This window comes from Serratia sp. BIGb0234 (assembly GCF_024809915.1).
Lineage (GTDB): Bacteria > Pseudomonadota > Gammaproteobacteria > Enterobacterales > Enterobacteriaceae > Serratia > Serratia liquefaciens.
Genome location: NZ_JANUEI010000010.1, coordinates 1 through 21515, shown reverse-complemented (window position 1 = coordinate 21515; position 21515 = coordinate 1). Strand labels below are relative to the sequence as shown.

The window sequence follows — 21515 nt, the reverse complement described above, 5'->3', positions numbered from 1 at the left end:
ACTTGCGCAGCGGTTCGCAATAATGCGCCGTTGGGACGAAATCAGGCTGGACATCCATACAGCATCCCCTTAACGTGACGGGCAGCGGGCGGATAAAACGCCGGAACGGTCAGGTGTAACAGGAGGCAGGGTGGATACCAGTTTGGTTTACGGTATAGGCGGGGTGACGGTAGGCCTGCTGTTGGGCTGGTTAATCGCCAGCCTGAGGGTGCAGCAGTCCCATGCGCAGCATGAAACCGAGCTGCGGCTGCTGGAACAATCGCTGCAACAGGCGCAGCAGGAAACGGCAGCCCGGCAAGAGACGCTCCTGCGCAATGAACAGCAAATGCGGCAGAACGATTTGGAGCTGCGCAATTTGCACAGCCAGCTGGCTGCAGGGCACGAAAAGCTTCAGCAGCTTAATCACTGGCGCAACGAGTGCGAATTGTTGAACCAGGAACTGCGTGCCCAGCGTGAAGTGAACAGCGCCCAGGAAGCCGAGCTGCGTGAGGTGACCATCCGTCTGGAGGAAACCCGTATGGCGGCGGAAGAGAAGCAGCGCCTGTTGATCAACAGCGAGCAGCGTCTCACCACCCAGTTTGAAAATTTGGCCAACCGCATTTTTGAACACAGCGGTCGCAAGGTGGATGAGCAAAATAAGCAAAGTCTGGATCGCCTGCTGTTGCCGTTGCGTGAGCAACTGGACGGTTTTCGCCGCCAGGTGCAGGACAGTTTTGGCCAGGAAGCTCGCGAACGTCATACGCTGACCCACGAAATACGCAACCTGCAGCAGCTTAATGCGCAAATGGCGCGTGAGGCTATTAACCTGACCAAGGCCCTGAAAGGGGATAATAAAACCCAGGGCAATTGGGGCGAGGTGGTATTAAGTCGGGTGCTGGAAGCCTCGGGCCTGCGGGAAGGGCACGAATACGAAACGCAGGTCAACGTGCGGCTGGACCATCAGAGTCGGATGCAGCCCGACGTTATCGTGCGCCTGCCGCAGGGCAAGGACGTGGTGATCGATGCAAAAATGTCGCTGGTGGCCTATGAGCGTTACTTCAACAGCGAAGATGAAGTGGAGCGTGAGGCGGCGCTGAGTGAGCATATTGCCTCGCTACGTGGCCATATTCGTCTGCTGGGTCGTAAGGATTATCAGCAGTTGCCCGGCCTGCGTTCACTGGACTACGTGTTGATGTTTATACCGGTGGAGCCGGCTTTCCTTTTGGCCATAGACCGTGAGCCGGAATTGATTAGCGAAGCGCTCAAGCACAACATTATGCTGGTGAGCCCAACCACCTTGCTGGTCGCCCTGCGCACCATCACCAACCTGTGGCGCTATGAACATCAGAGCCAGAATGCTCAACGCATTGCCGACCGGGCTGCGCGGCTGTATGACAAAATGCGGTTGTTCGTTGACGACATGTCGGCGCTTGGGCAGAGCCTGGACAAGGCTCAGGGGAGTTATCGCCAGGCGATGAACAAACTGAGTGAAGGCCGTGGTAATCTTATCGGCCAGACCGAGGGGTTCCGCGCGCTGGGGGTTGAGGTGAAAAGACCTATCAACCCGCTGCTGGCCCAGCAGGCCAGCGCACAGCATGACGAAGAATTCGAGGCAGCGGGCGAAGATGACATTGACGCGCTGCCGGGGGCGGAGGATGACGACGCCGCAGAGCAACCACGCTCCGCATCGCAGGCATGACAGCCGCGGCGAGGTGGGGTATTTCGTGGGGTTCTGGTACACTCAACCACACTAAATTGACTGAATAGCAGGCAGGACAATGGCAGATCAACCGCAGGAAACCACCGATTTCGGTTTTCGCACCGTAGCTCGAGACGAAAAGCAGGCCATGGTGGCAGACGTTTTTCATTCGGTAGCGGCAAAGTATGACGTGATGAACGACCTGATGTCGTTTGGTATCCACCGTATCTGGAAGCGTTTTACCATTGATTGCAGCGGCGTGCGCCGTGGGCAGCGTGTGTTGGATCTGGCCGGTGGTACTGGTGATCTGGCCGCCAAGTTCTCCCGCATGGTCGGTGAGCAGGGGCAGGTGGTGCTGGCGGACATCAACGATTCCATGCTGAAAATGGGGCGCGAGAAGCTGCGGGACCGCGGCATTGTCGGCAACGTCAGCTATGTGCAGGCCAACGCCGAAGCGCTGCCGTTCCCGGACAACTATTTTGACTGCATCACTATCTCCTTCGGTCTGCGCAACGTCACCGACAAAGACAAGGCACTGCGCTCCATGTTCCGCGTGTTGAAACCGGGTGGCCGTTTGTTGGTGCTGGAGTTCTCCAAACCCTTGCTGGCCCCGCTGAGCAAGGCTTACGACGCTTATTCTTTCCACGTGTTGCCGAAAATCGGCGAATTGGTGGTGAAGGATCCAGAAAGCTACCGTTACCTCGCCGAGTCGATCCGCATGCATCCCGATCAGGAAACGCTGAAGGGCATGATGGGCGCTGCCGGGTTTGACAACGTGACCTATTTTAACCTGACCGGCGGTATTGTTGCCCTGCATCGCGGCTTCAAATTCTGATATGGACATGCCGATGCTGCTAACCCCTTTGTTGACCGGCGTGCTGGAAACATCGCTCAATAGCCTGCTGTTCCGCGATCGCAGCATGAAGGCAGCCCGCCTTCGCCTGGCTGGCAAGGTGCTGCGCATAGAGTTGCAGGAGCTTGCTTCGCCGTTGGTACTGATCTTCAGTGAGCAGCGAGTCGATGTGCTTGGTCAGTCTGACGATACCGCCGACTGCACGGTGCGCAGCCGCATATCGGTACTGCTGAAACTGCGGGACCGCCAACAGCTTTCGCCCTTGATGCGCAGCGGCGAGCTGATTGTTGAAGGTGATATTCAGGTGGTACAGCAGTTGGTCGGCCTGCTTGATCTGGCCGAGTGGGATCCGGCGGAATGGCTGGCGCCTTATATCGGCGATATTGCCGCTCAAGGCGTCACTCAGGCGTTCGGCAAGGGCGCGAATTTGCTGAAGAAAGGCTTGCAGCGTCAACAGCATTACGTGGCCGAAACCCTGACGGAAGAGTGGCGTGTGGCTCCTGGCCCGCTGGAAGTGGTGTGGTTTAACGAGGAAGTTGACGCCACCGTTCGCAGTGCCGAAGCGCTGATTGCTCGCATGGACAAGTTGGAGGGTAAACGATGACCCCTGGCGAACTACGCCGCCTGTATTTGATCGTCCGCGTTTTCCTCAGTTATGGCCTGGATGAACTGATCCCCAAGATGCGTTTGACGCTGCCGTTGCGCTTTGGCCGACGTCTGCTGTTTTGGATGCCAAACCGCCACGCGGATAAACCGCTGGGGGAGCGTCTGCGGCTGGCCTTGCAGGAACTGGGGCCGGTATGGATTAAGTTTGGTCAGATGATGTCTACCCGTCGTGACCTGTTCCCGCCACAGATTGCCGATCAACTGACGTTGCTGCAGGACAGGGTTGCCCCCTTCGACGGCGCTCTGGCGCGCAAGCATATCGAATTGGCGATGGGCGGCCCACTGGAAACCTGGTTCGATGATTTTGACCAACAGGCGCTGGCTTCGGCATCCATAGCGCAGGTCCATACCGCACGGCTGAAAACCACCGGGCAGGAAGTGGTGCTGAAGGTGATCCGGCCGGATATCGGGCCGATCATCAAGGCCGACGTTCGCCTGATGTATCGCCTGGCGGCCTGGGTGCCGAAACTGATGCCAGACGGTCGCCGTTTGCGCCCGCGTGAAGTAGTGCGCGAATATGAAAAGACCTTGCTGGACGAACTGAACCTGTTGCGCGAAGCGGCCAACGCCATTCAACTGCGCCGTAATTTCGACGGCAGCCCGATGCTGTATGTGCCTGAGGTTTATTCCGATTACTGCCGCGAAAGCGTGCTGGTGATGGAGCGGATCTACGGCATTCCGGTTTCGGATATTCCTACGTTGGAGAAGCAGGGCACCAACATGAAATTGTTGGCCGAACGCGGGGTACAGGTGTTCTTTACCCAGGTCTTCCGCGACAGCTTCTTCCATGCGGACATGCACCCCGGCAATATCTTTGTCAGCTATGAGCATCCTGAAGATCCCTGCTATATCGGCATTGACTGCGGTATTGTCGGTTCGCTGAACAAAGATGATAAGCGCTATCTGGCGGAAAACTTTATCGCCTTCTTCAATCGCGACTACCGTAAGGTGGCAGAGCTGCATGTTGATTCAGGCTGGGTGCCACGCGACACCAACGTGGAGGATTTCGAATTCGCTATCCGCACCGTGTGCGAGCCTATTTTCGAAAAACCGCTGTCGGAAATTTCGTTCGGCAACGTCTTGTTAAACCTGTTCAACACCGCTCGCCGTTTCAATATGGAAGTACAACCCCAACTGGTGTTATTGCAGAAGACCTTGCTGTATGTTGAAGGTCTGGGACGCCAGCTCTATCCGCAGTTGGATTTGTGGACTACCGCCAAGCCTTTCCTGGAAAGTTGGATGCGCGATCAGGTCGGTATTCCGGCGGTGATCCGGGCACTGAAAGAAAAAGCGCCGTTTTGGGCGGAGAAACTGCCCGAACTGCCTGAATTATTTTACGATAGCCTGCAGCAACATAAGCTGTTGCAACAAAGCGTTGATAAGCTCACCAACCAGATGCAGGCTCAGCGCGGTCGCCAAGGGCAATCACGTTATTTGTTCGGCGTTGGCGCTACACTGTTAGTAAGCGGTACGATTTTGCTGTTGGGGGACGTCGAAGTGTTTCCCGCATGGCTGATGGCAGCCGGCATCGTATCCTGGGTGATTGGCTGGAAGCGAACCACCTGAATTGATTCGAAACTCTGGTAAAATCTGCCGTATAATGCGACGGATTTTGAAAAAACCCTGTAAAAATAGAGGTAATTGCAATGGGCGGTATTAGTATTACGCAATTGTTGATCATCGCAGTGATCGTGGTGCTGCTGTTTGGTACCAAAAAACTCCGTACTCTGGGGTCTGATCTCGGTGCATCAATCAAGGGCTTCAAAAAGGCGATCGGCGATGACAACACGCCGCCGACCAACACGGCTGAGAAAAGCAGCCTGGATGACGCTGACTTCACGGCCAAGCCTATTACCGATAAGCAGCCGGAAGTGAAAGCGGAAGAGTCGAAGAACAAAGAGCAGGTATAAACCGTGTTTGACATTGGGTTTAGTGAACTGCTGCTGGTTCTGGTGATTGGCCTGGTGGTACTTGGGCCAGAACGGTTACCGGTAGCGGTAAGAACAGTTTCGGGCTGGATCCGCGCGCTGCGTTCGCTTGCGGCTTCGGTGCAGAACGAACTTTCTCAGGAACTGAAGCTGCAGGAACTGCAGGACAGCCTGAAAAAGGTAGAGAAGGCCGGCATGCAGAATTTGTCGCCGGAGCTGAAGGCGTCAATGGATGAGCTGAAAGACGCAGCGGAATCGCTGAAACGCTCTTATCAGGGCGACAGTGGCACCAAAACCGAACCTGCGCACACCATCCATAACCCTCTGGTCACAGACCCGGAAGCCATTCATGACGGCGTGACGCCGGCGGAAGCCGCGGCCGTAGCATCCTCTCCGGCTGCAGTGCCGGAGCCGGTTGTAACGGCAACGCCGCAGGCTGCGCAGCCGGTCATTGCACCGGTGAAACAACCGGTCGAGCCGGCTGTTCAGGCAACCCCAGAACCTGTTGTGGATAAAACCCCAGCGTCTCACCAACCTAGTGGCGATCGTTAAAACATGGCTGTTGAAGATACCCAACCCCTTATCAGTCATCTGATAGAACTGCGTAAGCGGTTGTTAAACTCGATTATCAGCATACTGGCGATTTTCCTGGTGCTGGTTTTTTTCGCCAATGATATTTATCAACTGGTGTCCGCGCCGCTGATCAAGCAGTTGCCTGCCGGGGCGAGCATGATCGCCACAGACGTGGCCTCACCTTTCTTTACCCCGATCAAATTGACGATGATCGTCTCGGTGTTCGTGTCCGCACCGGTTATCTTGTATCAGGTCTGGTCCTTCATCGCGCCGGCGTTGTATAAGCATGAACGCCGTCTGATGATGCCTTTACTGGTCTCCAGCAGCCTGCTGTTTTATCTCGGCATGGCCTTTGCCTACTTTATCGTCTTCCCGCTGGCGTTCGGCTTTTTTGCCAAAACCGCGCCGGCCGGGGTGATGATTGCCACCGACATCAATAACTATCTCGACTTCGTCATGGCGCTGTTTATGGCGTTTGGCGTGGCATTTGAGGTGCCGGTTGCCATTATTTTGCTGTGCTGGAGTGGCGTCACCTCACCGGAAGATCTGAAAAAGAAACGTCCTTACGTTCTGGTCGGGGCTTTCGTGGTCGGCATGCTTCTGACCCCGCCGGATGTGTTCTCGCAAACCCTGCTGGCCATTCCGATGTATCTGTTGTTTGAAGTGGGCGTGTTCTTTGCTCGTTTCTACACCGGTAAACGTCGTCCGCAGCCGGAAGAAGAAGACGAGGGTGACGAACCCCCGACACCTTAAATTTGTTTGCTCCTGAGCCGCCCGATGGGCGGCTTTTGCATTGGGAAAACCATGTTTGATATTGGCGTAAACCTCACCAGTTCACAGTTTGCCAAAGACGGCCCAGCGGTGCTGGATCGCGCACGAACCGCAGGCGTGACAGGGCTATTGATTACCGGTACTGACTTGCAGGAAAGCCAGGCTGCCTGTGAACTGGCGCAGCAGCATCCTGGTTATTGCTGGTCCACCGCCGGTGTGCATCCCCATCAGGCCAGCAGTTGGAATGAGCAGACCGCGGAGCGGATCCGCGAGTTGGCCTCGCAGCCGCAGGTCGTAGCGATAGGTGAATGCGGGCTGGACTTTAACCGTAACTTTTCTACCCCAGAGCAGCAGGAGAGGGCATTCAGCGCCCAACTGGCGCTGGCGGCGGAGCTGGAGATGCCGGTTTTTCTTCACTGCCGTGATGCGCACGCACGTTTTGCCGCACTGTTGACGCCGTGGTTGGATAAACTGCCCGCGGCTGTGGTGCACTGTTTTACCGGCACCGCCGAAGAATTAGAAAGTTGCTTGTCGCTGGGCCTGTCGATCGGGATTACCGGTTGGGTCTGTGATGAGCGACGTGGCCTGGAGTTGCGTGCATTGTTGCCGCAGATCCCCGCCGAACGTCTGTTGTTGGAAACCGACGCACCCTATCTGTTGCCCCGGGATTTACATCCGAAACCTGCATCTCGCCGCAACGAACCCTGTTTTTTGCCTCATATCGTCCGGCAGGTGGCTACCTGGCGACAAGAAGATCCCGAATGGCTGGGGCAGAAAACCGATGAGAACGCCCGCCGGCTATTCCGGCTGGAATGAGTTAGGAGAAAACTATGAGCTATGCATTTCCGGGTACCTTCCCGGGTCGCCGTATGCGCCGTGTGCGCCGTCACGATTTCAGCCGCCGCCTGGTGGCCGAGAACCAACTGACGGTTAACGACCTGATTTATCCGGTATTTGTCATGGAAGGCAGTAACCGTCAGGAAGCGGTGGCATCGATGCCCGGCGTATCGCGCATGAGCATCGATCTGCTGATCAAAGAAGCGGAAGCTATCGCCAAGCTTGGCGTGCCGGTGATCTCCCTGTTCCCGGTGATTGAACCTGGCCTGAAGTCACTGCATGCGGAAGAAGCTTATAACCCGGAAGGTCTGGTACAGCGTACGGTGCGTGCATTAAAAGACGCGGTGCCTGAGCTGGGTATTCTGACGGACGTGGCGCTCGATCCCTACACCACTCACGGTCAGGACGGCGTTATCGACGAACAAGGTTATGTCATTAACGACATCACCAAAGAGATCCTGGTTCGTCAGGCGCTGTCTCACGCGGAAGCCGGGGCAGAAATCGTGGCACCGAGTGACATGATGGACGGCCGTATCGGCGCGATCCGCGATCGCCTGGAACATCAGGGTCTGGTGAATACTCAAATCATGGCTTACTCCGCCAAATATGCGTCTTGCTACTATGGCCCGTTCCGCGATGCGCTCGGTTCCAGCGGTAATCTGAAAGGCGGCAACAAGAAAACCTATCAGATGGACCCGGCCAACAGTGACGAAGCGCTGCAGGAGATCGCACAGGATCTGCAGGAAGGCGCGGATATGGTGATGGTGAAGCCAGGTATGCCGTATCTCGATGTAGTGCGTCGGGTGAAGGATACCTTTGGCGTGCCGACTTTCGCCTATCAGGTTTCCGGTGAGTATGCGATGCACATGGCGGCGATTCAAAACGGTTGGTTGCAGGAGCAACCGGCGGTGATGGAATCGCTGATGTGCTTTAAGCGTGCCGGCGCCGATGGCGTACTGACCTACTTCGCCAAGCGAGTCGCTCAGTGGATGCATGACGAAGCGATGCAGCGCTAAGGCGTAAGTCATCTATGTAAAAGGCGCCCTGGGCGCCTTTTTGCATTACAGTTTTTGGAATTGCCGGTTATCCACGCTTTGGCTGACCTGCTTGTTGATCAGATTCAGCAGCAGCATCGAACGGGCTTCGCCGTCCGGCTCGGTGTAAATCGCCTTCAGCCCTTCGAACACGCCATCGACGATTAACACGCTATCACCCGGCTGTGGCGTTTCCGGATCGACGTAGGTTTCACCGGTATGCGTCTGCAGCTCTTCGATGACTTTCTGCGGGATAGTGGTCGGCGTTGAACCAAAGCGTACAAAGTGGCTGACACCACGAGTTGCACTGATGGTGGTGGTGTGGATGCGCTCCGGATCGAACTTCACAAACAGGTAGTTCGGAAACAGGGGTTCGCTGACCGCAATGCGTTTACCGCGTACGATCTTTTCCAGCGTTATGATCGGACTCAGGCAGTTCACTTCCTGCCGTTCCAAATGGTCCTGCGCCCGTAAAAGTTGGCCGCGCTTGCAATACAGTAGGTACCAAGATTCCATAATTTCACATGCCTTTCTGTCAGCCGGTAAGCATATCAAAAGCCATTACGGATACATAGTGATGCAAGTTTCAGCATGTAACGGCCGCTATCTGCATGAATCGTTGGCAATTAGCGAGGGGTCACACACTTATTCGCACGGCTTGGGTATAACAGAGGGCTAAAAATTTGTTACCGTCGGAGTATGCCTTGTGCTGCTTTCGTCGGGTGTGACGTTATTCATCGTTTTCGATTGAGGGGGAAAAATGGAGTTATTTTTGTTGAGCAACGGCAAGCTGTCCGGTGAGGATGAGCTGCTGGGTTATGCCAAGAGCCACTTGCTGGCGATGATCGCGCGCCGTGACATTACGTCCGCCGTATTTATCCCCTATGCCATGATCCGCAGCGATTACGATCAGCGTGCACAGGAACTGGCGAAAATTCTCGGCATCAAGGTTACCAGTATTCACCACGCCGACTCTCCCGCGGCGGCGATTGAACAGGCAGAATGCATTTTGGTCAGCGGCGGCAATACCTGGATGCTGAACCAGATGCTGCATGAAAACGGGCTAATCGTCCCGATTCAACGGGCGGTTCGTGAACGTAACGTGCCCTACGTGGGGTGGAGCGCCGGGTGTAACGTTGCCACACCAAGTATTCGCACCACCAATGACATGCCGGTGCGTAACAGCGTCGTACTGCCGGCACTGAGCCTGTTCCCGGTGCAGATTAACCCGCATTACATCGACGCCCATATTAGCGGCCACATGGGGGAAACCCGTGATGAACGCCTGGCCGAGTTCTGCGCGGTTAATCCGAGCGAATCCGTGGTGGCGCTGCGCGAGGGCAGCCTGTTGCACGTTGAGGGTAATGATCTGCGTTACTTTAGCGCCAGAGATCAAGGTTTCAAGGTGTTCCGCCACGGTGTGGAAACTCAGGAATATCGCGATACCCGGGCATTGCGTCCGCTGGTGCCCTTTACCTGCCACTAACGCCGACGATGTCTTTACCGGTGTTTAACAAAAGTGCAGCAACAACTGTGAAGAGGGCTTATAATGCCCTCCTCACTGGCCGTTATAATGATCAGCATGAAATACCGTGACTTACGCGATTTCCTCTCGTTGCTGGAAAAGAGAGGGGAACTAAAACGCATCAGCCAGCCGATTGATCCCTATCTGGAAATGACAGAAATTGCCGATCGTACTTTACGTGCGGGCGGCCCTGCACTGCTGTTCGAAAACCCTAAAGGGTACGATATGCCGGTGTTGTGCAATCTGTTCGGTACCGCCAACCGCGTTGCGATGGGCATGGGCCAGGAAGATGTCAGCTCGTTGCGCGAGGTCGGCAAATTGCTGGCGTTCCTGAAAGAGCCAGAGCCGCCGAAGGGCTTTCGCGATCTGTTCGACAAACTGCCGAAGTTCAAACAAGTGTTGAACATGCCGACCAAGGTGTTGGGTTCAGCCCCTTGTCAGGAACAAGTATGGCAGGGCGATGACGTTGATCTCAGCCGTATCCCGGTGATGCACTGCTGGCCGGAAGACGCTGCGCCGCTGATCACCTGGGGGCTGACGGTAACCCGCGGGCCGCAAAAAGAGCGCCAGAATCTGGGCATCTATCGCCAGCAGGTGCTGAGCAAAAATAAAGTGATCATGCGTTGGCTGTCCCACCGTGGCGGTGCGTTGGATTATCAGGAATGGTGTCAGGCGCATCCCGGTGAGCGTTTCCCGGTTGCGGTGGCATTAGGGGCGGATCCCGCCACTATCCTCGGCGCGGTGACGCCGGTACCGGATACCCTGTCTGAATATGCTTTTGCCGGGCTGCTGCGCGGCAACAAAACCGAAGTGGTCAAGTGCCTCTCCTGCGATTTGGAAGTGCCGGCCAGCGCGGAAATCGTGTTGGAAGGCTACATTGAACCGGGTGAAATGGCGCCGGAAGGCCCGTATGGCGATCACACCGGTTACTACAACGAGATCGACCACTTCCCGGTATTTACCATCACTCACATCACCCAGCGTCGCGATGCCATTTACCACTCGACCTACACCGGCCGTCCGCCGGATGAGCCTGCGGTGCTGGGCGTGGCGCTGAACGAAGTCTTCGTTCCCATTCTGCAAAAGCAGTTCCCGGAAATTGTCGACTTCTATCTGCCGCCCGAAGGCTGTTCTTATCGTCTGGCGGTGGTGACCATCAAGAAACAGTATGCTGGTCATGCTAAACGCGTAATGATGGGCGTCTGGTCGTTCCTGCGTCAATTTATGTACACCAAGTTTGTTATCGTCTGCGACGATGACGTCAATGCGCGTGACTGGAATGATGTGATTTGGGCGATTACCACCAGAATGGATCCGGCAAGGGATACCGTGATGGTGGAGAATACGCCGATCGATTATCTGGACTTCGCCTCACCGGTTTCCGGTTTGGGTTCGAAGATGGGGCTGGATGCCACCAATAAATGGCCGGGTGAAACCGAGCGCGAATGGGGCCGTCCGATTGAGATGGATGAAAAGGTGCGTGCGCGCATCGATGACATCTGGGATGAGCTCGCAATTTTCAGTGACAGAGAACCGACATTATAATGTACCCAAAATAATTGGAGTTGCATTGCGGCGGCAACGCAGCGCACCCCAAGAGCTTACTTGAGTAAGTGACTGGGGTAAGCGAGAAAAGCCAACAAAGATGCAGCTTCAAATATGAAGGGTATGTCAGGCTCTGTTCTCAGTTTTGCATTGATGACCCGACAGAGGGAACGCATGACAATATTGAGCTGTAAAGTGACCTCCGTAGAGGCCATTACCGATACGGTTTACCGGGTACGTTTGGTGCCAGAGGCGCCGTTTTCTTTCAAGGCAGGGCAGTATCTGATGGTGGTGATGGATGAGCGCGACAAGCGTCCGTTCTCGCTGGCATCGACCCCGACAGAGCAGGATTATATTGAACTGCATATCGGTGCTTCGGAACTGAATCTGTACGCCATGGCAGTGATGGATCGCATTCTGAAAGAGCAGGCGATTACCGTTGATATTCCGCACGGTGACGCCTGGCTGCGTGAAGAGGGCAGCCGTCCACTGGTGTTGATCGCCGGCGGCACCGGCTTCTCATATGCGCGCTCGATTCTGTTGGCCGCACTCGAGCAGCAGCCTGACCGCGATATCTCTATCTATTGGGGCGGGCGCGAGCTCAAGCACCTGTATGATTTGAGCGAGCTGGAAGCGCTGTCAGTGCAGCATCCGAACCTGAAAGTCATTCCGGTGGTTGAACAGCCGGAAGAAGAGTGGCGTGGCCGTAGCGGCACGGTGCTCAGTGCGGTATTGCAGGATTTCGGTACGCTGGCGGAGCACGACATTTATATTGCCGGTCGTTTCGAGATGGCGAAAATCGCTCGTGAACGCTTCTGTGCCGAACGTGGCGCGCTGGAAGCGCACATGTTTGGCGACGCCTTCTCGTTTATCTAAGCGGCGAAGCGGGAAAAAATGGGGTGGCCAATGGTTGCCCTTTTTTATTGGCCGTCTGCGGATTTCAGGCATAAAAAAACCCGCCCCTGACAGGCGGGAAGTACGGCAACTAAACTTGTTGGCGTGCTGCGGTTTAAAGTGTGACGCAGTCAGGCCAAATAGACACAGCTAAACGCGTTCAAAGACGGTGGCAATCCCCTGGCCCAGGCCAATACACATGGTCGCCAGACCGAACTGCACATCGCGGCGTTCCATGTTGTTCAGCAGGGTGGTAGAGATGCGGGAGCCCGAGCAACCCAGCGGGTGACCCAGTGCAATGGCGCCGCCGTTCAGGTTGATCTTGTCATCGATGCTGTCCAATAGGCCCAGATCCTTGATGCATGGCAATGACTGTGCAGCAAAGGCTTCGTTCAGTTCGAACAGGTCGATGTCCTGCACGGTCAGGCCGGCGCGCTTCAACGCCAGCTTGCTGGCAGGCACCGGGCCGTAGCCCATAATGGACGGATCGCAGCCGACGACCGCCATTGAGCGAATGCGTGCACGGGCTTTCAGACCGAGCGCTTTGGCACGAGATTCACTCATCAGCAGCATGGCGGATGCCCCGTCGGACAAGGCCGAAGAGGTGCCGGCGGTCACAGTGCCGTTGACCGGATCGAATGCCGGGCGCAGTGCCGCAAGGCTTTCAACGGTGGTTTCCGGGCGGATCACTTCGTCGAAGTCATAACGTGTCAGCACACCGTCGGCGTCGTGGCCGGTGGTGGGAATAATTTCATTCTTGAAGTAGCCGGCCAGGGTGGCGGCATGCGCACGTTGGTGTGAACGCGCGGCGAACTCGTCCTGCATCTGACGGCTGATATTGTGTATCTTGGCCAGCATCTCGGCGGTCAGGCCCATCATGCCGGCGGCTTTTGCCACGCTGCGGCTGAGCCCCGGGTGGAAATCCACGCCGTGGTTCATCGGCACGTGGCCCATATGTTCGACGCCGCCAATCAGGCTGACGTGCGCGTCGCCGACCATAATGGCGCGCGCTGCATCGTGCAGCGCCTGCATGGAGGAGCCGCATAACCGGTTGACGGTTACGGCCGGTACGCTGTGCGGGATCTCAGCCAGCAGCGAAGCGTTACGGGCGATGTTAAAGCCCTGCTCCAGCGTCTGTTGCACACAACCCCAGTAAATGTCGTCAATTTCGGCTGCGTCCAACGCCGAATTGCGGCTCAGTACGGCACGCATCAGGTGAGCGGAAAGATCTTCGGCTCGTACCTGGCGGAAGGCTCCGCCCTTGGAGCGGCCCATCGGCGTGCGTACGGCATCAACAATAACTACGTTTTCCATCTTTATGACCTCATGCCGGTTGGCCAGTGGAGACATCGGACAGCGGCGCTGCCACCGGGTAGTAGCTTTCATTACGTTCGGCTTTGGCACGCAGGCCGGCAGGCACCTGATACAGAGCGCCAAGATGCGCGTAACGCTGAGCCATTTCGACGAAATGGGTGGTGCCAAGCGTATCCAGGTAGCGGAATACCCCTCCGTGGAACGGCGGGAAACCGATGCCGTAGACCAGTGCCATATCGGCCTCGGCCGGGCTGGCGATGATGTTTTCTTCCAGACAACGCACCACTTCATTGATCATCGGGATCATCATGCGGGCAATGATTTCTTCGTCACTGACGGTTTGACGTGGCTGGCTGACGGTCGCCAACAGGGCATCGGTTTGCTCATCGTTGTCTTTACGCGGCTTGCCTTTGCTGTCCTGGCTGTAGCGATAGAAGCCCAACTGATTTTTCTGACCGAAACGCTGGTTATCGAACATCACGTCGATAGCGTCACGGTAATCTTTGCCCATACGCTCAGGGAAACCGGAAGCCATCACTGCCTGGGCATGGTGCGCGGTATCAATCCCCACCACGTCGAGCAGGTAAGCCGGGCCCATTGGCCAGCCAAACTGTTTTTCCATCACTTTGTCGATCTGGCGGAAATCCGCGCCGTCGCGCAGCAGCAGGCTAAAACCGGCGAAATACGGGAACAGCACGCGGTTGACGAAGAACCCCGGGCAGTCATTCACCACAATCGGCGTTTTACCCATGCGACTGGCGTAGGCCACCACCGCAGCAATAGTGCTGTCGCTGGTCTGCTCGCCGCGGATGATTTCTACCAGCGGCATACGGTGTACCGGGTTAAAGAAATGCATGCCGCAGAAATTCTGCGGACGTTTCAGCGATTTCGCCAGGTGATTGATCGGAATGGTCGACGTATTGGAGGCCAGGACGGTATCCTCGCCAATCAGGCCTTCCACTTCGGACAGCACTGCCGCCTTGATCTTAGGATTCTCGACCACGGCTTCGACGATGACCTGTGCGCGCTCGATACCGGCATAGTCCAGCGTTGGCTGAATGGTCGACAGCACTTGGGCCATCTTCATGCCATCCAACTTGCCGCGCTCCAGCTGCTTGTTCAGCAGCTTGGCGGCTTCATTCATGCCGAGCGTCAGGGATTTGTCGCTGATGTCTTTCATGATCACCGGCACGCCTTTCAGCGCGGACTGGTAGGCGATGCCGCCCCCCATGATACCGGCCCCCAACACAGCAGCTTGCTTCGGTGCTTCAGCATTCAACGCCCGCTTCTTCGCCTGGCTTTTCACAAACTGATCGTTGAGGAAAATGCCGACCAGGGCGCGCGCCTCTTTGGAGCGGGCCAATGGCACAAAGCTGGCGGTTTCCAATTTCAACGCTTCATCGCGACCCAGCTTGGCAGCGGCCTCAATGGTTTTGACCGCGGTCATCGGTGCCGGGTAATGTTTGCCCGCGGTTTGCATCACCATGCCTTTGGCGGTGGTGAAACTCATGGCGGCTTCGATTGGGCTAAGCTTCAATGGCTCGAGCTTTGGCTGACGATAAGCGCGCCAATCCAGTTTGTCGTCGATCGCCTGTTGCAGCATTTTCAGCGCGGCATCGACCAATTTTTCCGGGGCAACCACTGCATCTACCAGGCCAACCTTCAGTGCGTCTTTGGCGCTGACGTCTTTACCGGCGGCGATGATCTCCAATGAGCTGTCGTTACCCAACAGGCGTGGTAGACGTACGGAACCGCCGAAACCGGGCATGATGCCCAGTTTGGTTTCCGGCAGGCCAATGCGTGCATCCGGTGAAGCGACGCGGAAGTCGGTAGCCAAAATGCATTCGCAACCGCCGCCGAGCGCATAGCCGTTAATGGCCGAAATGGTCGGTACCGGCAGATCTTCCAACCGGTTAAAGATGCTATTGGCAAAGACCAGCCATTCCTGCAGTTTTTCTGCTGGAGCCGCAAATAAAGAAAGGAACTCGGTGATATCGGCGCCGACAATAAAGGCGGCTTTCGTGGAACGCAGCAGTAGGCCTTTCAGCTCGGTCTGCTTTTCCAAAACCGTGAGCGCTTCGCCCAGGCTGGCAACGGTGCGGGTATCCAGCTTGTTTACAGAACCTGGGGCATTGAACACCAGCTCGGCGATGCCGTTGTCGAGCCAGTGCAGTTGTAATGTTTCGCCTTGGTAGAGCATGTCTATCTCCTGAATCAGCGTTTGATCTGGTATGACCAGATGATGAGGAGTGTGGTTTTTATGTTAACAATATGCAAATAAGAGATTGCATTTTTGCAGGGCGGATCACATGACTCTGGGTTAATATTTTGATTTATAACGAAGTTATATTTTATGCGTTATGGTGATTTGCTGGTGTGGGAAACCCCTCATACACTTGCCGGAGCGAAGCGCTAAACACCCAGAGGTGCGAAATGAGTAAGGCGGTATGTGCAAAACAGAGTGGGTTTTGGAGTCTTCCCGCCAGAACCATGACGCTGGCCTGCTTGCTGGTCTTCATGGCGCAGATGGCGACAACGGTGTATCTGCCTTCGTTGCCGACGGTGATGCAGGAATTGTCGATGACGCGCCGCGCCACCGAGCTATCGATATCAATATTCGTCATTGGCGCCGCGCTACCGGTGCTGTTCTGGGGCGCGGCGGCCGATCGCTTTGGGCGGCGTCTGCCGCTGACGTTGTCGTTGACGTTGTTTATCAGTTGCAGCGCGCTGCTGGCGTTTTGCAGCAATGGCACCCAATTATTGGTGCTGAGGGCACTGCAGGGCATTGCCGCCGGGGGCGCCGCGATCATCGCACGCATTATTGTTCGCGATAACTGGAGCGGTGACGAGCTGGCACGACGCCTTTCGGTATTGTCGATTGCCTTTATCGCCGCGTTGGGCGGTGGGCAGTTTATCGGTGGGTTGCTGAGTCAATATTCGCACTGGCAAATGGGCTTTGTACTGATGGGGCTCACCGGGCTGGCGATCCTGCTGCTTATGCAGACGCTGCCGTTGGAAGCTGGCAGGGGGGCGGGCCCTCGTCCGCCGATGGCCACGGCCTATTGGCGCATTTTGCGTCGGCCGGGATTTTTCTGGCCGGCATGCGTCGGTGGATTGGGGTTCGCGACTACGGTAACCCTGCAAGAGGTGAGCCCGTTTATTATGCAGCAGGGGTTTGGTCTGAACGTGACGGCCTTTGGGGCACTAGGATTGGTGATCGGCGTAGCTTACTTTACCGGGGCGATGGCGGTGAATCGGACGGTGGCGCGTTTCGGCGGCAAACGGCTAATGCAGGTAGGAGCGAGTATTGTCGCTATGACGACCGTCGCGATCATGCTGCTGTGGTGGAGCGGTGTGCTGGTGGGGCTTTCCGGCATGGCGTTATTCATTGTGCTGTACTGCCTGACGATTTTTGGCCAGGCGGTATTGTTCCCTAACAGTATGGCGATGGCCGTCAGCGATGCCAAAGAGCAGGGTGCCTATGCCATGGCGTTGTGTGGGTTTCTGCAGCAGTGCCTGGCGGGTATCGCTGCGGCCGGTGCCGTTTTGCTTGAGCATCACGGTCTGTGGGCCGCCGCGATCGCCTCGTCAGGTTTTATCGCCTGGTTAATTGTTAAGCTGCGGATGTAACGACATTTACAGTGATTTGCGAAGCGCCCCGCATGCCAGAGGCGATGAGGTTGGTACGCAGGAACGGTGTGCTAAGATGAGGCATTCCGTTCTAATGGTATGTAAAAGGGTATTGTGATGGAAACACTGGCTTCTTTGTATAACGACCACCTGGCAGAACTGCAAAAACGCGCGCGTGAGGTGTTAACGCGCAACAAACTGGACGCGTTGCTGATTCACTCAGGGGAACTGCAGCGGATATTCCAGGACGACCGCAGTTATCCGTTCAAAGTGAATGCGCATTTTAAAGCCTGGGTACCGGTGACTTCGGTTCCAAACTGCTGGCTGTGGGTGGACGGCGTTAACAAACCGAAGCTGTGGTTCTATTCGCCGGTCGATTACTGGCATAGCGTTGAGCCGCTGCCGGACAGTTTCTGGACCAAATCTGTTGAACTGATACCGCTGGCCAATGCTGACGATATCGCTCAGCAGCTGCCAGCCCAGCGTGAGCGCGTGGGCTATATCGGTTATGCGCAACAGCGCGCTCGCGATCTCGGTATTTCGGCAGAAAACGTTAACCCTAAAGCGGTGCTGAACTACTTCGACTTCCATCGCTCAATCAAAACCGGCTACGAGCTGGCCTGCATGCGTGAAGCGCAGAAGACCGCGGTTATGGGGCATCGTGCTGCCCACGAAGCTTTCCTGTCAGGCATGAGTGAGTTCGATATCAACCTGGCTTATCTCACGGCGACAGGCCATCGCGATACCGATGTGCCTTACGACAATATCGTTGCGCTGAATGAGCATGCGTCGGTACTGCATTACACCACGCTGGATCACCAACCGCCGGCTGAAATGCTGAGCTTCTTGATCGATGCTGGTGCGGAATATAACGGCTATGCGGCCGATCTGACTCGTACTTATGCTGGCCAGAGCGGCAGCGATTTCGCCCAGTTGGTTAAAGATCTTAATAACGAGCAGTTGGCGCTGATGGAAACCATCAAAGCCGGTGTGCGTTACACCGATTACCATGTGCAGATGCACCAGCGCATCGCCAAATTGCTTAAAAGCCACAAACTGGTGAACGGTATCAGCGAAGAAGCCATGGTGGAACAAGGGCTTACCACGCCATTCCTGCCGCACGGTTTGGGCCATCCTCTGGGTCTGCAGGTACACGACTCAGCCGGTTTTATGCAGGATGAACAAGGTACTCACCTGGCGGCGCCATCTAAGTACCCATACCTGCGCTGCACCCGCGTATTACAACCTGGCATGGTGTTGACCATCGAACCTGGCCTCTACTTTATTGAATCCCTGCTGGCACCGTGGCGCAGCGGCGAATTCAGCCATCACTTTGCCTGGGATCGTATCGATGCGCTGAAACCTTATGGTGGTATCCGTATTGAAGACAATATCGTGATCCATGAAAAGCGCATTGAGAACATGACGCGCGATCTGAACTTGGCCTGATGCAGCCTTATCCGATCCCCGCAGGCCCCATTAGCGTCAGCGAGGAAATCAAGAAGAGCCGTTTTATCACCCTGCTGGCGCCGACCAGCGGGGTTGATGCGGCCAAGGCGTTTATTCAGCAGGTACGTGATGAGCACCCGGCAGCGCGGCACCATTGCTGGGCATTTGTCGCCGGGCCGCCGACCGATTCTCAGCAATTAGGCTTCTCAGATGACGGGGAGCCCTCCGGCACGGCGGGTAAACCTATCCTTGCGCAGCTTATGGGTAGTGGCATAGGCGAAATCACCGCCGTAGTGGTACGTTACTACGGCGGTATCAAGTTGGGCACCGGCGGTTTGGTAAGAGCCTACGGCAGCGGGGTGCAGCAGGCATTAAAACAGTTGGCCGTAAGCTACAAGATCCCGCAGGCCGAATATACTTTGCAATGCGACTATGCTCAGTTGGCGCTGGTAGAAAATCTGTTGCAGCAAACAGAAGGGCGGATTGTACAGGGGGAATATGGTGCCTCCGTCGTGCTGCATCTGGCTTTACCGGTCACCGGCGTTGAGGCGTTCGGGAATAAATTACGTGATCTCAGTCGCGGTAATTTGCAATTAACCCCCATTTCGCAATAATTCCCCCCAACTGAATTGCTAAGGATCGTGCTGAAATGCATTTTCGCGCTATTACCCGTATCGTGGGTTTGTTGGTCATCCTGTTCTCCGGGACGATGTTTATTCCTGGTCTGGTGGCATTGATATACCGCGATGGGGCAGGGCGGGCGTTCAGCCAGACCTTCTTTGTGGCGGTGACCATTGGCCTGATGCTGTGGTGGCCTAACCGTAAACAAAAGCACGAGTTGAAGCCGCGGGAAGGCTTTTTGATCGTGGTGCTGTTCTGGACGGTGCTGGGCAGCGTCGGGGCATTGCCGTTTTTATTTTCGGAGCGGCCTAACTTGTCGCTGACCGATGCCTTCTTCGAGTCGTTTTCCGGTTTGACCACCACGGGGGCGACAACTTTGGTGGGGTTGGACTCGTTACCCAAAGCCATCTTGTTCTATCGGCAGATGCTGCAATGGATGGGCGGGATGGGGATCATCGTGTTGGCCGTAGCAATACTGCCGATCCTCGGTGTCGGGGGGATGCAGTTGTACCGGGCTGAAATGCCGGGTCCACTGAAAGATAACAAAATGCGCCCGCGCATTGCCGAAACGGCTAAAACCCTGTGGCTGATTTATGTTCTGCTGACCATTGCCTGCGCGTTGGCGCTCTGGGGGGCAGGCATGTCGATGTTCGACGCCATAGGCCATAGCTTCTCGACCATCGCCATTGGCGGCTTCTCTACCCACGATGCCAGCATCGGTTACTACGCCAGTCCCACCATCAACACCATTATTGCTATTTTCCTGCTGATTTCCGGTTGTAACTATGGCCTGCACTTTGCCTTGTTGAGCGGGCGCAGCCTGAAAGTGTACTGGCGTGATCCTGAGTTTCGCATGTTTATCGCCGTCCAGTTGACGCTGGTGGTGGTCTGCACTGGCGTACTCTGGGGGCATGGTGTTTACAAAACCGGTATGGAAACGCTCAATCAGGCATTCTTCCAGGTGGTGTCGATGGCGACGACGGCGGGCTTTACTACCGACAGCATTTCCAAATGGCCGTTATTCTTGCCGATGTTGCTGCTTTGCTCTGCCTTTATCGGTGGCTGTGCCGGCTCGACGGGGGGCGGTCTGAAAGTGATCCGTATTCTGTTGCTCTATTTGCAGGGCTCGCGTGAGCTAAAAAGGCTGGTGCACCCTAACGCGGTTTACACGATAAAATTGGGTAACCGCGCACTGCCGGAACGGATCCTGGAGGCGGTATGGGGATTCTTCTCGGCTTATGCGTTGGTCTTTATCGTCAGCATGCTGGCCATTATCGCAACCGGTGTGGATGATTTCTCTGCCTTCGCTGCTGTGACGGCGACACTGAACAACCTGGGGCCGGGGTTGGGGGTGGTGGCGGATAACTTTACTACCATGCCTGCACCGGCAAAGTGGATCCTGGTTCTGACGATGCTGTTCGGTCGCCTTGAGGTCTTTACACTGCTGGTTCTGTTTACGCCGACGTTCTGGCGCGAATGACCTTGATAAAAGGAGTAACGCCGTGAAGGCACTGATTCTTTATTCTAGCCGTGATGGGCAAACACGTTCTATCGCCTCTTATATAGCAAACAAACTGCAGGATACGCTGCGCTGCGATGTGATCGATTTGCTGCAGGCGGATAATATTGACCTCACGCAGTATCAACAGGTATTGATTGGCGCATCGGTGCGTTATGGTCATTTCCATCCGACATTGGGAAAGTTCGTCAAACGCCACGCTGAACAATTGAACCGGATGCCAAGCGCATTCTTTAGCGTCAACCTGACCGCCCGTAAAGCGGACAAACGTTCCCCGCAGACCAATGCTTATACCCGCAAGTTCCTGCTGGCGTCGCCTTGGCAGCCAAAACAGTGCGCCGTGTTTGCCGGCGCACTGCGCTATCCACGTTATCGCTGGCTCGATCGCGTAATGATTCAACTTATTATGCGTATGACCGGGGGCGAAACAGACAGCAGTAAAGAAGTGGAATACACCGATTGGCAGCAAGTGGAACGTTTCGCCCAGGAGTTTGGCCATATTCAGTATGAAAAGTGACGAAAACGCTGGCTTGTTCAGCGTTTTGTCGAAAAATACCGCGCTTGAAAAGTTTTTTGCATTTAGGGGGTTGCGGCCTTCTGAGAACTCCCTATAATGCGCCTCCACTGACCGGGAACAACGACTCCTCTAACGAGAACCAGTCGCCCAGCCAGAAAGAT

At 55.8% G+C, this 21515-nt stretch carries 20 protein-coding genes; 17 read left to right on the top strand and 3 right to left on the bottom strand.

Annotation, left to right across the window (positions count from 1 at the left end; translation table 11 throughout):
- Positions 1–130: 130 nt before the first annotated feature.
- The 9 genes from rmuC to hemB all read left to right on the top strand — a co-directional run bounded on the left by rmuC (position 131) and on the right by hemB (position 8322).
- Positions 131–1678: a DNA recombination protein RmuC gene (rmuC, locus tag M2407_RS23850; protein ID WP_130016618.1), complete on the top strand. Its 1548-nt coding sequence runs from the start codon at positions 131–133 to the stop codon at positions 1676–1678.
- Positions 1679–1757: 79 nt separating this feature from the next.
- On the top strand, positions 1758–2513 hold the full coding sequence (gene ubiE, locus M2407_RS23845) for a bifunctional demethylmenaquinone methyltransferase/2-methoxy-6-polyprenyl-1,4-benzoquinol methylase UbiE (protein WP_020824839.1): 756 nt from the start codon (positions 1758–1760) through the stop codon (positions 2511–2513).
- Between the two features lie 13 nt (positions 2514–2526).
- The gene (locus tag M2407_RS23840) at positions 2527–3135 is read left to right on the top strand and encodes an SCP2 domain-containing protein (RefSeq protein ID WP_020824840.1); all 609 of its coding nucleotides are present in this window, start codon (positions 2527–2529) and stop codon (positions 3133–3135) included.
- Positions 3132–4763: a ubiquinone biosynthesis regulatory protein kinase UbiB gene (gene ubiB, locus M2407_RS23835; RefSeq protein WP_259220048.1), complete on the top strand. Its 1632-nt coding sequence runs from the start codon at positions 3132–3134 to the stop codon at positions 4761–4763. The genes M2407_RS23840 and ubiB overlap by 4 nt, the downstream gene beginning before the upstream one ends.
- Positions 4764–4843: 80 nt before the next feature.
- Entirely contained in the window at positions 4844–5107 is a 264-nt protein-coding gene (gene tatA, locus M2407_RS23830; protein WP_020824842.1) for a Sec-independent protein translocase subunit TatA, read from the top strand.
- 3 nt (positions 5108–5110) lie between these two features.
- Complete coding sequence (gene tatB, locus M2407_RS23825) at positions 5111–5677, top strand: Sec-independent protein translocase protein TatB (RefSeq protein WP_046374709.1); 567 nt, start codon at positions 5111–5113, stop codon at positions 5675–5677.
- Positions 5678–5680: 3 nt separating this feature from the next.
- A complete protein-coding gene (gene tatC / locus M2407_RS23820; protein WP_128864858.1) occupies positions 5681–6451 on the top strand; it encodes a Sec-independent protein translocase subunit TatC in 771 nt (256 codons plus the stop codon).
- 51 nt (positions 6452–6502) lie between these two features.
- Complete coding sequence (tatD, locus tag M2407_RS23815) at positions 6503–7285, top strand: 3'-5' ssDNA/RNA exonuclease TatD (protein WP_128864859.1); 783 nt, start codon at positions 6503–6505, stop codon at positions 7283–7285.
- A gap of 14 nt (positions 7286–7299) precedes the next feature.
- Positions 7300–8322, top strand: coding sequence for a porphobilinogen synthase (gene hemB / locus M2407_RS23810; RefSeq protein ID WP_020824846.1), 1023 nt, complete (start codon positions 7300–7302; stop codon positions 8320–8322).
- Positions 8323–8367: 45 nt separating this feature from the next.
- Here the strand turns inward: hemB and rfaH are convergent, their stop codons facing one another.
- Complete coding sequence (rfaH, locus tag M2407_RS23805) at positions 8368–8856, bottom strand: transcription/translation regulatory transformer protein RfaH (RefSeq protein WP_020824847.1); 489 nt, start codon at positions 8854–8856, stop codon at positions 8368–8370.
- A 244-nt stretch (positions 8857–9100) separates the two neighbouring features.
- Here rfaH and pepE point away from each other — a divergent pair, with 244 nt between their 5' ends.
- The 3 genes from pepE to fre all read left to right on the top strand — a co-directional run bounded on the left by pepE (position 9101) and on the right by fre (position 12286).
- Complete coding sequence (pepE, locus tag M2407_RS23800) at positions 9101–9826, top strand: dipeptidase PepE (RefSeq protein WP_259220046.1); 726 nt, start codon at positions 9101–9103, stop codon at positions 9824–9826.
- Positions 9827–9889: 63 nt separating this feature from the next.
- Positions 9890–11410: a 4-hydroxy-3-polyprenylbenzoate decarboxylase gene (gene ubiD, locus M2407_RS23795; RefSeq protein ID WP_020824849.1), complete on the top strand. Its 1521-nt coding sequence runs from the start codon at positions 9890–9892 to the stop codon at positions 11408–11410.
- A gap of 174 nt (positions 11411–11584) precedes the next feature.
- Positions 11585–12286 carry an NAD(P)H-flavin reductase gene (fre, locus tag M2407_RS23790; protein ID WP_020824850.1) on the top strand — a complete coding sequence of 234 codons (702 nt, stop codon included), beginning with the start codon at positions 11585–11587 and terminating at the stop codon, positions 12284–12286.
- Positions 12287–12454: 168 nt separating this feature from the next.
- On the opposite strand, the gene fadA is transcribed toward fre, so the two are convergent.
- The gene (gene fadA, locus M2407_RS23785; RefSeq protein WP_020824851.1) at positions 12455–13618 is read right to left on the bottom strand and encodes an acetyl-CoA C-acyltransferase FadA; all 1164 of its coding nucleotides are present in this window, start codon (positions 13616–13618) and stop codon (positions 12455–12457) included.
- A 10-nt stretch (positions 13619–13628) separates the two neighbouring features.
- Positions 13629–15818, bottom strand: coding sequence for a fatty acid oxidation complex subunit alpha FadB (gene fadB / locus M2407_RS23780; RefSeq protein WP_259220045.1), 2190 nt, complete (start codon positions 15816–15818; stop codon positions 13629–13631).
- Between the two features lie 233 nt (positions 15819–16051).
- On the opposite strand from fadB, the gene M2407_RS23775 reads away from it, so the two are divergent.
- From M2407_RS23775 to hemG, 5 genes are all read left to right on the top strand, one after another.
- Positions 16052–17248, top strand: coding sequence for an MFS transporter (locus tag M2407_RS23775; protein WP_187962144.1), 1197 nt, complete (start codon positions 16052–16054; stop codon positions 17246–17248).
- A gap of 117 nt (positions 17249–17365) precedes the next feature.
- The gene (pepQ, locus tag M2407_RS23770) at positions 17366–18697 is read left to right on the top strand and encodes a Xaa-Pro dipeptidase (RefSeq protein WP_259220044.1); all 1332 of its coding nucleotides are present in this window, start codon (positions 17366–17368) and stop codon (positions 18695–18697) included.
- On the top strand, positions 18697–19311 hold the full coding sequence (locus M2407_RS23765; RefSeq protein ID WP_046374702.1) for an IMPACT family protein: 615 nt from the start codon (positions 18697–18699) through the stop codon (positions 19309–19311). Before pepQ ends, M2407_RS23765 begins: the two co-directional genes overlap by 1 nt.
- A gap of 35 nt (positions 19312–19346) precedes the next feature.
- Positions 19347–20798: a Trk system potassium transporter TrkH gene (gene trkH, locus M2407_RS23760; protein WP_020824856.1), complete on the top strand. Its 1452-nt coding sequence runs from the start codon at positions 19347–19349 to the stop codon at positions 20796–20798.
- A gap of 22 nt (positions 20799–20820) precedes the next feature.
- Entirely contained in the window at positions 20821–21354 is a 534-nt protein-coding gene (gene hemG / locus M2407_RS23755) for a menaquinone-dependent protoporphyrinogen IX dehydrogenase (protein WP_020824857.1), read from the top strand.
- Positions 21355–21515 lie beyond the last annotated feature (161 nt).